The 12036-nt window shown below is 71.9% G+C and carries 14 protein-coding genes; 12 read left to right on the forward strand and 2 right to left on the reverse strand.

The genetic code is table 11. From position 1 onward, the window contains the following. The first annotated feature begins 10 nt into the window (after window positions 1–10). The 5 genes from ACYVIH_RS00305 to ACYVIH_RS00325 all read left to right on the forward strand — a co-directional run bounded on the left by ACYVIH_RS00305 (window position 11) and on the right by ACYVIH_RS00325 (window position 5617). Complete coding sequence (locus tag ACYVIH_RS00305) at window positions 11–1042, forward strand: DNA polymerase IV (RefSeq protein ID WP_460864640.1); 1032 nt, start codon at window positions 11–13, stop codon at window positions 1040–1042. Between the two features lie 88 nt (window positions 1043–1130). Further along, the gene (locus tag ACYVIH_RS00310) at window positions 1131–2426 is read left to right on the forward strand and encodes a peptidoglycan DD-metalloendopeptidase family protein (protein ID WP_460864642.1); all 1296 of its coding nucleotides are present in this window, start codon (window positions 1131–1133) and stop codon (window positions 2424–2426) included. A 102-nt stretch (window positions 2427–2528) separates the two neighbouring features. After that, window positions 2529–3920 carry an MBL fold metallo-hydrolase RNA specificity domain-containing protein gene (locus ACYVIH_RS00315; protein ID WP_460864643.1) on the forward strand — a complete coding sequence of 464 codons (1392 nt, stop codon included), beginning with the start codon at window positions 2529–2531 and terminating at the stop codon, window positions 3918–3920. A 231-nt stretch (window positions 3921–4151) separates the two neighbouring features. Beyond that, complete coding sequence (locus ACYVIH_RS00320; RefSeq protein ID WP_460864644.1) at window positions 4152–4742, forward strand: carboxymuconolactone decarboxylase family protein; 591 nt, start codon at window positions 4152–4154, stop codon at window positions 4740–4742. Beyond that, the gene (locus tag ACYVIH_RS00325; protein WP_460864646.1) at window positions 4739–5617 is read left to right on the forward strand and encodes an RNA polymerase sigma-70 factor; all 879 of its coding nucleotides are present in this window, start codon (window positions 4739–4741) and stop codon (window positions 5615–5617) included. Before ACYVIH_RS00320 ends, ACYVIH_RS00325 begins: the two co-directional genes overlap by 4 nt. A 14-nt stretch (window positions 5618–5631) precedes the next feature. On the opposite strand, the gene ACYVIH_RS00330 is transcribed toward ACYVIH_RS00325, so the two are convergent. After that, complete coding sequence (locus ACYVIH_RS00330) at window positions 5632–6249, reverse strand: ATP-binding protein (RefSeq protein WP_460864648.1); 618 nt, start codon at window positions 6247–6249, stop codon at window positions 5632–5634. Between the two features lie 81 nt (window positions 6250–6330). Here ACYVIH_RS00330 and ACYVIH_RS00335 point away from each other — a divergent pair, with 81 nt between their 5' ends. From ACYVIH_RS00335 to ACYVIH_RS00355, 5 genes are all read left to right on the forward strand, one after another. Further along, window positions 6331–6666 carry a YnfA family protein gene (locus ACYVIH_RS00335; RefSeq protein WP_460864651.1) on the forward strand — a complete coding sequence of 112 codons (336 nt, stop codon included), beginning with the start codon at window positions 6331–6333 and terminating at the stop codon, window positions 6664–6666. A 46-nt stretch (window positions 6667–6712) separates the two neighbouring features. After that, window positions 6713–7243: a PadR family transcriptional regulator gene (locus tag ACYVIH_RS00340; protein ID WP_460864653.1), complete on the forward strand. Its 531-nt coding sequence runs from the start codon at window positions 6713–6715 to the stop codon at window positions 7241–7243. Beyond that, window positions 7240–7917: an ABC transporter ATP-binding protein gene (locus ACYVIH_RS00345; RefSeq protein ID WP_460864655.1), complete on the forward strand. Its 678-nt coding sequence runs from the start codon at window positions 7240–7242 to the stop codon at window positions 7915–7917. Before ACYVIH_RS00340 ends, ACYVIH_RS00345 begins: the two co-directional genes overlap by 4 nt. Then, a complete protein-coding gene (locus ACYVIH_RS00350) occupies window positions 7914–9308 on the forward strand; it encodes an FtsX-like permease family protein (RefSeq protein WP_460864657.1) in 1395 nt (464 codons plus the stop codon). The genes ACYVIH_RS00345 and ACYVIH_RS00350 overlap by 4 nt, the downstream gene beginning before the upstream one ends. A gap of 98 nt (window positions 9309–9406) precedes the next feature. Next, a complete protein-coding gene (locus tag ACYVIH_RS00355; RefSeq protein ID WP_460864660.1) occupies window positions 9407–9946 on the forward strand; it encodes a dihydrofolate reductase family protein in 540 nt (179 codons plus the stop codon). A gap of 13 nt (window positions 9947–9959) precedes the next feature. On the opposite strand, the gene ACYVIH_RS00360 is transcribed toward ACYVIH_RS00355, so the two are convergent. Further along, the gene (locus tag ACYVIH_RS00360) at window positions 9960–10643 is read right to left on the reverse strand and encodes a TetR/AcrR family transcriptional regulator (RefSeq protein ID WP_460864662.1); all 684 of its coding nucleotides are present in this window, start codon (window positions 10641–10643) and stop codon (window positions 9960–9962) included. 131 nt (window positions 10644–10774) lie between these two features. On the opposite strand from ACYVIH_RS00360, the gene ACYVIH_RS00365 reads away from it, so the two are divergent. Beyond that, the gene (locus ACYVIH_RS00365) at window positions 10775–11446 is read left to right on the forward strand and encodes a hypothetical protein (RefSeq protein WP_460864663.1); all 672 of its coding nucleotides are present in this window, start codon (window positions 10775–10777) and stop codon (window positions 11444–11446) included. A 190-nt stretch (window positions 11447–11636) separates the two neighbouring features. After that, window positions 11637–11867, forward strand: coding sequence for a hypothetical protein (locus tag ACYVIH_RS00370; RefSeq protein WP_460864665.1), 231 nt, complete (start codon window positions 11637–11639; stop codon window positions 11865–11867). Window positions 11868–12036 lie beyond the last annotated feature (169 nt).

The raw sequence follows: 12036 nt of genomic DNA on the forward strand, positions 1-12036 counted from the left end.
CAATGGCCCGATGAGGCGCTCGTGGGTGCTGCACGTCGACCTCGACCAGTTCATCGCCGCGGTCGAGGTGCTGCGGCATCCCGAGCTCGCCGGCCGGCCGGTCGTGGTGGGCGGCCGCGGTGATCCCACCGAGCGCGGGGTGGTGTCGACGGCGTCGTACGAGGCGCGCGAGCTCGGCGTGCACTCCGGCCTGCCGCTGCGCGTGGCGCTGCGGCGCTGCCCGGATGCGGTCTTCCTGCCCGTCGACGCCGACGCCTACGACGCCGCGTCGGAGAAGGTGATGGCCACGCTGCGGGCCCAGGACGCGGTGGTCGAAGTGCTGGGTTGGGACGAGGCGTTCCTGGGCATCGAGACCGACGATCCCGAGGCGTTCGCCCGGCACGTGCAGGCCGCGGTGCTGGACGCGACCGGGCTGCACTGCTCGGTCGGCATCGGCGACAACAAGCTCCGGGCGAAGATCGCCACCGAGTTCGGCAAGCCCCGCGGGATGTTCCGGCTGACCGAGGACAACTGGTTCGAGCAGATGGCCGACCGGCCGCCGGACGCGCTGTGGGGGATCGGCAAGAAGACCGCGAAACGCCTTGCCACGTTGGGGATCGAGACGGTCGGGCAGCTCGCCGCCGCCGACGCGCACCGGCTCGCCGCGGAGCTCGGACCGACGATGGGGCCGTGGTACCGCCGGCTCGGGCGCGGTGTGGACACCTCCCCGGTCACGAGCACGCCCTGGGTGGCCCGCTCGCACAGCCGGGAGACCACCTTCCAGACCGACCTCACCGACCCCGGGGCGGTCCAGGCGGAGGTACGACGGCTGGCCCGGCACGTCGCGCAGGACGTGCAGCGCGAGCAGCGGCCCGTCGTACGGGTCACCCTGAAGGTGCGCTACGCGCCGTTCGAGACCCACACCCGCAGCGTGACGCTGGAGCAGCCGACCACCGAGACCGGTCCGATCGAGGAGGCTGCGGCGGCGCTGGTCACCCGCCTCGACGTTGCGCGGGCCGTGCGCCTGCTCGGCGTCCGGTGCGAGATGGCCCCACCCGGCTGAGCGGTTGCCCGCGCGGCTCCCACGATCGGGTCCTCCGCTGCCGTACGGTCGTCGCGACCCACGACCGACTTGGAGCAGAGGCAGACAGGTGCACGGAACCCGCGCGCTCACCCGGACCCCTCGACGAAGCCTCGTCGCGGTGCTGGTCGCGCTGGCCGCCACGCTGAGCCTCGTGGGCGCGCCGACCGCACCCGCCAACGAGCTCGGCGACCGCAGCAAGCGCGTGCACCGCGAGATCGACCAGGCCCGCAAGGAGCTCCGCCACTCCAGCCGGGCCCTGGTGCGTGCCACCGCCAAGGTGGCCCGGGCACAGGAGAAGCTCGAGGCGGCGGAGTCCGCGCTCGACGAGCGCCAGGCCGAGGCGGCCGCGGCGGCGGTGGTCGACGCGCAGATGCAGTCCGAGCTCGACGTGGCCAACGCCCGGCTCGGACGCGCCAGGTCCGCCCTCGCCCGGGGCCGGCGCAGCCACGAGGCGCAGGAGCAGGTGCTGCGCCACATCGCCGCGCAGACCTACCAGGCCGGGGCGCCCAGCCTGATGGGCCTGACCCTCGTGCTCACCTCGCGTGACCCGCAGGAGCTCACCACGCAGCTCAACGTCGTGCAGAACCTCCTCGACAAGGAGGCCGCGACGCTGCGCCGGCTCGAGGCGTCCCGCCTGCTGCTGGAGCTGCAGAAGGAGCGGGTCGCGGAGGCGGTGAAGGAGGTCGCCGTGCGCCGGCAGGCCGCCGCCGAGACGCTCGCGGCACGGCGCGCGGCTGAGGCTCGCGCGCAACAGGCCGCGGACCGGGTCGCCGAGGCGCTCGACGAGCGCACCCGGGCCCGCCAGCAGGCGTTGCGCACCAAGCGGGCCGACCAGCGCCGGCTCCAGCAGCTGCGCGAGGAGCGCGACAAGATCAGCCGGCTGATCCGCAAGCGCGAGGCCGACCTGCGTCGCAAGCGGTCCAAGCGGGCGATCGAGCGCGCGAAGAAGGCGTCGCTGTCACGCCGAGCGCCGATGATGATGCCGATCGACAGCTACATCACCTCACCGTTCGGCATGCGGCTGCACCCCATCTACCGCGCCTGGCGGCTGCACGACGGCACCGACTTCGGCGCCCGCTGCGGGCGGCCGATCCGGGCTGCCGCCTCGGGCCGGGTGATCGGGCGCTACTACAACGTCGGCTACGGCAACCGGGTGATCATCGCCCACGGCTACATGCGCGGGGTCTCGGTCACCACGACGTACAACCACCTGAGCCGCTACTCCGCCTACGTCGGCCAGCGCGTGCGCAAGGGCGACGTCATCGGGTACGTCGGAAGCACCGGCTACTCCACCGGCTGCCACCTGCACTTCATGGTGTTCCGCACCGGCTACCCGGTGAACCCGATGTTCTGGCTGCGCTGACCGCCGTCCACCCCCTCCCGGCCCGTCCGGAATGCCCGGGGTGACCTTGGGCCCTTCTGCACGTCCCGGACAGGGGAGTGTCATGGGGTCAGGAGGTGCGCCATGACCAGCGCCCGATCGTCACTCACCTTCCTCGGAGCCGCCCGCACCGTCACGGGCAGCAAGTTCCTGATCGAGAACGACGGAAACCGCGTCATGGTCGACTGCGGTCTGTTCCAGGGCGAGCGGGTCTGGCGCCGCCGGAACTGGGAGCCGTTGATGGTCGACCCGGCCAAGACCGACGCCGTCGTGCTCACCCACGCCCACCTCGACCACTGCGGCTACCTGCCGGTGCTGGTGCGCAATGGGTTCAACGGGTCCGCGGTGTGCACCCCGGAGACCGCTCAGCTCGCCGCGATCGTGCTCCGCGACGCCGCGCACCTGGCGGAGGAGGACGCCGAGCACGCCAACGTCTACGGGTACTCCAAGCACCGGCCGGCCCTGCCCCTGTTCGACTCCGCCGACGCGGAGAAGGCGATCTCCCTGCTGAGCCCGGTCGACCACGACGCGCTGGCCGACCTGCCGGGCGGGGTGCGGGTGCGGCTGCGTTCGGCGGGGCACATCCTCGGCTCGGCCTTCGCGGAGCTGGAGGTCGACGGCCGCCGGCTGCTGTTCAGCGGTGACCTCGGCCGCCCCGGGCATCCGCTGCTGCGACCCCCGGAACACCCGGCCGACGCCGACGTCGTGGTCGTCGAGTCGACGTACGGCGCGGACGCGCACCAGCCGATGGAGCAGGGCGACGAGGTGATCGCCGAGGCGATCCGTCGCACGATCGCCCGCGGTGGCGTCGTACTCATGCCGGCCTTCGCGGTCGACCGGACGTTCGTGCTGCTGATGACGCTGGCCCGGTTGGAGACCGAGGGCCGGATCCCGACCGTGCCGGTGTACGTCGACAGCCCGATGGCGTTGCGGGCCCTGGACGTCTACAAGGCGGCGATCCGCGAGCACGACGCCCAGCTGCGCCCGGAGGTCACGATGGCGAGCACGGCGTACCGGCCGAGCCACCTGAAGCTGATGCCGGGCCGCGAGGAGTCGGAGAAGCTGAACCGCCCCGGCAAGCCGTGCATCATCATCTCCGCCTCCGGCATGGCGACCGGCGGCCGAGTGCTGCACCATCTGGCCCACCAGCTGCCCAACGGGCGAAACAGCGTGGTGCTCACCGGCTTCCAGGTGCCCGGCACACGGGGGCGGTCGCTGCTCGAGGGCGAGAAGCAGGTCAAGATCCACGGCCGCTACATCCCGGTACGCGCCGAGATCCACATGACCAACGCGTACTCCGCTCACGCCGACGCTTCGCAGACCATCGAGTGGCTCTCGACGATGGCCGAGCCGGACATCGCCTACGTCGTGCACGGTGAGGAGGAGTCGGCGCGTGCCCTGGCCGGCCGGCTCTCCGACGAGCTCGGGTGGACCGCGGTCGTCCCGCGCTACCAGGAGCGGGTGCGGCTGACCTGAGGCGCCCGGTCGTGTGCTTCCGCGACAGCCCCGACGGAGGTGCCGCCGCCGTCACAACCACTCAGATGAGCCGTTGTGACACCGGTCTTTCGTGCCCGAGCTGTCACAACCGCTCAGATGCGCCGTTGTGACAGTTGGACCGCCGCTGGACCGTCGCCGTACTGATCGGCACTGTCACAGATCGACGCCGGCCGGTGTCTCCATGCCAGGACCACCAGACGAGGAGGAGACATGACCAGCAACACCCGGGTCCCCGCGACCGAGGTGACCGGCGTCTACGGCGCGGTCCTGAAGGCCGCCACCAGGAGGATGTTCGGCGAGGTACCCGAGTCGCTCGGGGTGATGTGGCACAACCCGCAGGTGCTCAAGTTCGCCCTCGGGCTGGGCCGGAGGAGCAGCAAGTGGAACGCCTGCGACGAGGACCTGAAGTCCTACGCCCACATGGCGACGGCAGCCCTGATCGGGTGCTCGTTCTGCCTCGACCTGGGCTACTTCCAGGCGCACAACGAGGGACTCGACGTGGCCAAGGCCCGCGAGGTGCCGCGCTGGCGGGAGTCGAGCGTGTTCACGCCCCTCGAACGCGACGTCATGGAGTACGCCGAGGCGATGTCACAGACGCCACCGACCGTCACCGACGAGCTCTCCGCGCGGCTGCTGCACCAGCTCGGGGCCCCGGCCCTGATCGAGCTCACCGCCTGGGTCGCCCTGGCCAACCAGTACGCCCGGTCCAACGTCGCCCTCGGCATCGAGGCCCAGGGGTTCGCGGCCGCGTGCGGGCTGGCCCCGCTGGCCGCCCCCGGCGGCGTAGCGTCGCAGGCATGACCGACGACCCCTTCGTCGCCCACCGCAGCCTGCTGTTCACGGTTGCCTACGAGATGCTCGGCTCCGCCGCCGACGCCGAGGACGTCGTGCAGGATGCCTGGCTGCGGTGGGCCGACCTCGGTGACGCCGGCCGCGCCGAGGTCCGTGACCCACGCGCCTACCTGGTGCGCACCGTCACGCGGCAGGCGCTCAACCGGTTGCGCACGCTGGCGCGGCGGCGCGAGGAGTACGTCGGGGAGTGGCTGCCCGAGCCGCTGCTGACCAGCCCCGACGTCGCCGAGGACGTGGAGCTCGCCGAGAGCGTGTCGTTCGCCCTGCTGACCGTGCTGGAGACGTTGGGCCCCACCGAGCGTGCGGTGTTCGTGCTCCGCGAGGTGTTCGAGATGCCGTACGACGAGATCGCGCGAGCCGTCGACAAGACGCCGGCCGCCGTGCGGCAGATCGCGCACCGGGCCCAGGCGCACGTGACCGCGCGGCGCCCGCGTGCTCAGGTGAGTCGGGCCGAGCAGGAGGCCGTCGTGGCGCGCTTCCTTGCCGCGATCAGGGGTGGCGACCTGCAGCAGCTGCTCGACGTGCTGGCGCCCGACGTGGTCGCGGTCGCGGACGGTGGCGGCGTGATCTCGGCCGCGCGGCGTCCGGTGCGGGGCGCTGACCGGGTGGCGGCGTTCCTCGGCGGCCTGGCGCGGCTCGTCGGCTCGTTCGAGGCGATCCCGATCTGGCTCAACGGGGCGCCCGCGGCCCGGATCGACCTCGGCGGACAGCTCGACACCGTGGTGAGTCTGGTGATCGAGGACGGCCGGGTCTCCCGGATCTACGCGGTGCGGAACCCGCACAAGCTGGCGCACCTCACCGAGGAGGCCGAGCTCAGCAGGTGATCACCGGGGGCCGGCTACTCGGTCGCGACCTCCACGTCGAGCCACGAGAACCTGGTGGCCAGGTCACGGAGCTCGTCCGCGTCGGCCGGCCGGGGGAGCAGGAGGCGGTCCGGGAGGAAGTGGACCAGGGTGCCCGTCGTACCGGACGACCCGACGGGGACCAGACCGGTCGTCGGAACGCCGAGCTCGTACCGCTGGGTCCACGAGCCCTCCGCGCGCCGGTTGGTGTGCACGAGCCAGCGGCTCAGGGCCGCGACGACCGAGATGCCACGCCGGGGGTGGCCGTCGGGCAGGTCCACGTCCGAGGAGTCGAAGAAGCGCAGGTCCGCGGTCGACATCACCGGCTTGCGGATGATGTCGCCGGTGGCGTCGCGCCGGGTGTCGGTGCCGCGTCCGTCGTCGCTGACCGAGAGCGAACCGTCGGCGTGCAGCACCACGAGGCACGCCCCGGTCCGGCCGAGGGCCTCGGCCTCGTCTTCGGCATAGGCGAGCACCTCCAGGACCAGGTGGAGAACCCCGCTCGGTGCGTAGCCGGCTGCAGCTCGCCGGACGGTCTCGAGGTGGTGGTGGTCGACCTCGGCGGCCCAGTCGTGCGTCGTGTTGACCCAGCTGGACCGGTCGGACGTCGCCATGGCGCGATCCTGCCACCGCGCGTGGGTGCTGGCGGCGGTCGGGTGAGCAGTCCGAACCGCGGCTGCTGGCAGGCTGTTGCCATGACGATCACCCGGTCCGTCCTGTTGTTCCTGGCAGCCGCCGTGGCCGAGATCGGCGGTGCGTGGATGGTCTGGCAGGCCGTGCGTGAGAACCGTGGCTGGTTGTGGGCCGGCGCCGGGGTCATCGCGCTCGGGCTCTACGGCTTCGTCGCCACGTTCCAGCCCGACGCCCACTTCGGACGGATCCTGGCCGCCTACGGCGGGGTGTTCGTCGCCGGCTCACTGCTGTGGGGGATGGTCCTCGACGGCTTCCGCCCTGACAGGTACGACGTGGTCGGCGCGCTGATCTGCCTGGTAGGGGTCGCGGTCATCATGTACTCGCCCCGCCCGGGCTGACCGAGACTATTCACATTGTGTATTCACAGTGTGTATTGTCCTGCCCATGAGCGTCTCACGTGTCCTGCTCGGCATCCTCGCCGAGGGCCCTGCGCACGGCTACGACCTCAAGCAGGTCCACGACCAGCGCTTCCCCGGCGCCAAGCCGCTGGCCTTCGGGCAGGTCTACGCCGCGCTGGCGAAGCTCGAGAAGGAGGGCCTCGTGGAGGTCGTCGAGCGCGTGCGCGAGGCCGGTCCCGACCGGATGACCTACGCGATCACCGACGCCGGGCGGGAGGCGCTCGTCGCCTGGCTCGGCGCGACGGAGCCTGCGGGGCCGTACTCCGCCGACGACCTGGTGCGCAAGACCGTCACCGCCCTGCGGCTGGGCCGGGACGCGGCCGGCTTCCTCGCCACCCAGCGGCAGGTGCACCTCGCGGCGATGAAGGGACTGCTCGACCTGCAGGCCGCCACCGGCGACGTGGCCGCTCGCATCGTCATCGACCACGCGATCGAACACCTCGACGCCGACCTCCGGTGGCTGGAGAACGCCGCCGCCCGGGTCGGCTCCGCCCACGACAGGAAGATCCGCTCATGACCGCGCTCGTCCAGGCCCGTTCCCTCCGCAAGTCCTTCGCACAGACCGAGGCGCTCCGCGGCGTCTCGATGGAGGTCGGTGCGGGCGAGGTGGTGGCGATCACCGGTCCGTCCGGCAGCGGCAAGTCCACGCTGCTGCTGTGCCTGGCCGGCATCCTGCGCCCGGAGTCCGGCGAGATCGCGTACGACGGGCAGCGGCTCGACCTGCTCGGGGAGGCCGAGCGGACCCGGCTGCGTCGACGCGAGATGGGGGTCGTGCTGCAGTTCGGTCAGCTGGTGCCCGAGCTCACGGTGGTGCAGAACGTCGTACTGCCCCTGCTGCTGGACCGGCACGACCCCGCCTCCGCGCGGCGGGCGGCGCTGTCCTGGCTGGAGCGGCTCGACGCCGCCGAGCTGGCCGACCGACTCCCGGCCGAGCTGTCCGGCGGGCAGGCGCAGCGGGTGGCCGTGGCCCGCGCGCTGGTGACCGGGCCCCGTGTCGTGTTCGCGGACGAGCCGACCGGCGCCCTGGACACCGTGGGCGGCGAACACGTGCTCGGACAGCTCACGGGGGCTGTCCGGGACACGGGGGCGGCCCTGGTCGTCGCGACCCATGACAACAGGGTGGCGGCCAGGGCCGACCGTGAGGTCGTGCTGCTCGACGGGTCGGTCGAGGGTGCCGAGGTGCTGTCGTGACGGCGCGGGTGCGCACCGACCTGAGCCTGGTCGGAGCCTTCCTCCGCAACGGTGGCGGACCGCGCGCGGTGATGGTCGCGCTGTGCACCGCCGCCGTGTCCGGCTTGTTGCTGGTCGCGCTCACCGTTGTGCTGTTCACCTGGGAGTCCTCGCGGGAGCAGGAGCAGGTCAGTGACCTGGTCGCCGACGGTGGCGTGCGCGGGGGCTACGTCCTCGCCCTGCTGTTGATCTGCATCGCGCCGCTGGCCCTGCTCCGACAGGTGGTTCGGCTGGGGACCGCCGCCCGGGAGCAGCGGCTGGCCGCGCTGCGACTGGCCGGTGCCACCACGCGCGACGTGCGCCGGCTCGGCGCGCTCGAGGTCGGGCTGCCCGCACTGGCCGGAGGTTTCCTCGGCTACCCCGTCTTCGGGGTCCTCAGGGCGGTCTTCGGGGGGCTGCCGATGAGCCAGGGCGGCTACCACTTCGCCGAGTCCGAGGTGGCCCGGCAGCTGCGGCTGGTGCCGACCACGGTGCAGCCCAGCTGGTGGCAGGTGCTGCTGGTCGCCCTCGGGGTGGCTCTGCTGGGCGTCCTCGCGGGCGCGAGGACCTCCCGGTCGCTGGTCGTCTCACCGCTCGGTGTCGCCCGTCGGGGGCCGGGCTCGGCGCCGCGACCCTGGGCGGCGTTGCTCTTCGTGCCGGCGGTGGTGCTGTTCCTGCTCAGTGCCGACCCGAACAGGGATGGCGGGGTGTACGCCGTCGGATTCGTGGCCACCCTCGTGCTCGCCCTGCTCGGCCTGGCCCCGTGGGTGGCCTACCGCGCGGGGCGCCTCATGGCCGCGCGTGCCGCGACGGTTCCCGTGCTCATCGCCGGTCGGCGACTCGTTGCCGACGCCCGGCCTGCGGGACGGGCTGCTGCGGCCATCGGTGTCATCGGCGTGGTGGCCGGAGCGGGCGGCGCGGTGCTCGCGGACCTGCCCGACACCGTTGGTGGGCAGGGGTTCGCGGGGGTCGAGGCGTTCTACACCGTCCCGATCGTGCTCGCCGGCGCGGTCCTGCTCGCGGCGCTCGTGCTGGTGGTGTTCTCGATGGCGGTGCACGGTGTGGAGTCCCTCATCGACCACAAGCGGTCGGTGGCCTCGCTGGCCGCGCTGGGTGCATCCGTTCAGGAGCTCGAGCGAGCCCAGCGCTGGGAGGTAGGACTCGTGGCGCTGCCGATGTCGGCAGTGGGCCTCCTCATCGGGTCCGTGCCCATGGTGTTCCTCACCGACGGCCCCGACCGGTACACCTGGATCCCGATCCTCGTCGACCTGGTCACGATCGGCCTCGTCTGGGTGGCCGTGGTCGCCTCGGCGCGGCTGACGCGCCCGTGGCTGGCTCGTGCGGTGGCGCCGGTGAACCTGCGCACGGCGTGACGTCGTCACAGGTTCCCGTCGGGCAGCGATGAGTTCCCGACCTCCGCGAAGTCGTAGGAGGCAGGTTCCATCCCCATCACACCGACAGGAGGCTCGGCATGGCCACGATCTCAGCCAGCCTGTTCTCGGCACTCGACGGTGTCGTCGACCCGGGCATCGGCAACTGGCACTTCCCGTACTTCAACGAGGAGATGGGGGAGGCGGTGGGCCGCACGCACGATGCCGACGTCATGCTCTTCGGTCGAGTCACCTATGACAGCTTCGCCGGTGCCTGGCCGGAGCGGGAGGCGGCCGGCGGGGAGGATGCCGAGTTCGCCAAGCGGCTCGGGGACGTGCGCAAGATCGTCGCCTCGCGCAGCCCTCAGCAGTTCACCTGGCGCAACTCCGAGCAGCTCGAGGGCGACCTGGTCACGGGCGTGACCGCGCTCAAGAACGACCCGGGGGTTCGGAGGGTGGTCCTCAGCGGGTCGGTCTCGGTGGTGCGCCAGCTGCTCGACGACGGCGCGCCGGCTCGTCAGCTCCGCCTGGTCTCGGCGCAGCCCTTCAGAACCGGGGTGGTCTACCTGGAGTACCAGCCCGAGCCGAACCCGCCGTCGGGTTCCTACGAGGATGCGAAGGTGGACCTGCCTCAGCAGTGAGCGGTGTCCTGGGTCAGAGGCCCAGCGCGTCGGCCTCCTGTTCGACCAGCGCTGCGTAGAGCGCGTCGGCGGGATCGAACCCGCCCACGAAATGACCGTTGAGCTCGAGCGTGAGCAGCCCGATCAGCCGTGCGAAGGCTGCGGTCAGCGCCAGCATCGACCGGCGGTCCACGTCGAGTCCGAGCCCCTCGGCGGAGGCGTCGAGCTGCGGTCCCAGTGCGCCACGGGGAAGCGGGCGCCCCGTCACGGGATCGGGTGCAACGCCCTCGAGGGCGGCGGAGAACAGCGCCCGGACGACGCGGCCCGCCGGCTCGATGGTGTCCGGTGGTGCGGCGTACCCGGGGATCGCCGAGCCGTAGATCAGGGCGAACCGGTGCGGGGCGGCGACCGCCCACGTCCGGAGTGCTGCGCAAGTCTCGACCCAGCGGCGCCTTGGTCCCCGCCGGTCAGCGGCCCCGGCCGCCTCCAGTGTCTCCGCGAGATCCGTGTAGGCGTCGACGATGAGGGCGGTGATCAGGTCGTCACGGCTGGGGAAGTAGCGGTAGAGCGCGCTCGAGACCAGGTTGAGCTGGCGTGCGATGGCGCGCAGCGAGAGCTCGCCGGCCGCCGAGGTGGCGAGCTGGTCGAGGGCCAGCGCCTTGATGCGGTCGATGTTCTCGGCGCGCGCGAGCTGGCGCGGGGTCGGTCCCTTCGTCATGGGGGCAAGCATGCCACGTTACGGTGCGCTGCTCACTTCAGTGAGCGGTGCTCTTGCTTTTTTCGAGCGATGGGTGCACACTTCTCCGAGTAACGAGAGCACCGCTCTCTCAATCGTCAGGAGACCTCGTCATGTACACCCCGCTCCGCGTCACCGCATCTGCCGGCCTCGCCGTCTCGGGCCTGGCCTTCGCCGCTTACCCGGTTCTGCGTCCCTACGGACCCGAGGCAGGCGCAGCCTTCGCCGACGACCTCGCCTCGCCGCTGTGGCTGACGGCCCACGTGCTCGGGATGGTCGGTTTCGCTGCGCTTGCTTTCGCGCTTCGTGCCCTGGTCGCGACCGGGACTCCCTGGCAGTGGAGCGGTCGGCCGCTGCGCGAGGTGGAGACCCGGATGTGGCTGGCTCTCGCGCTGCTGCTGCCGTACTACGGGGCCGAGGCGTACGGCCTGAGCGCCGTGGGCCGCTTCGCGCAGGACGGAGACACCGGTGTCCTCGCCGTGGCCGAGTCGTTCCGGTACGCACCGTTCGAGGTCGGCACGTTCAGCGCGGGTCTCCTCCTCCTCGTGCTCGTTGGTGGCCGGATCGTGCACGGCACCTGGGCAGCCGGGGGGACCACTCGGGTGGGCGGCCTGCTCGCCGGACTCGGGCTGGCGACGTACCTGCCCCAGTTCTTCACCGCGCCGGCGATGCGGATGAGCCATGGCGTGATCCTCGGCATCGGACTCGTGCTGCTTGCCCGGGCGGCCGGGCGGCAACCTCGCGTGACCATCGATCCTGTCGCCCTGGAGCCCGCGGGTGCGTAGTGGACGCGGGTGACTGGCATGTCCGCGGAGCGTTGGAAGACCCGTATCGAGCACGAGATGGACATGAGGTCCGTAGCGACAGGTCCGCCGCGGTCGCGGGGGCGCTGCTCTGTGGGCGGCTGCTGGGCGAGACCGTCGCGGAGGTCTCCTCCGTCCCGCGGCTGTCTGGTCCGTGGTCTCCGATCCTGTGATGCACGAGAGGCTCGATCCCCGGTGTCGACTGGTGTCGGCGACCGGCAAGACCGGCGAGCCCGGTTCGGGGTACGAGCTCACCGTCCGAGCGGGCGGCACGGTGCTGCGCTGGACCGTGACGCTCCCGGGAGGCGGCCTCACCGGTCGGCTGGCAGGGGCTTCGGCCAAGAAGCAGCTGCGGACATGGCTGGCGGCGGTCGAACGCGAAGCGGAGTCCAGGAATCGGTGACCAGCTCGGTCATCTCCTGCAGGTCGAGGGCCGCCATCCTCACGTCCGCTCAGCTGTAACGCCGGTCTACCGCGGGAGGGAGCAGGAACTTCGGTCCCGGATCGGGTGCGCCGTGGTCCCGGGCAGCTCGAGGGCCCCGCGGCGTACGTCCGACGGTCACCATGGCGAA

This window comes from Nocardioides pakistanensis (genome assembly GCF_054781215.1).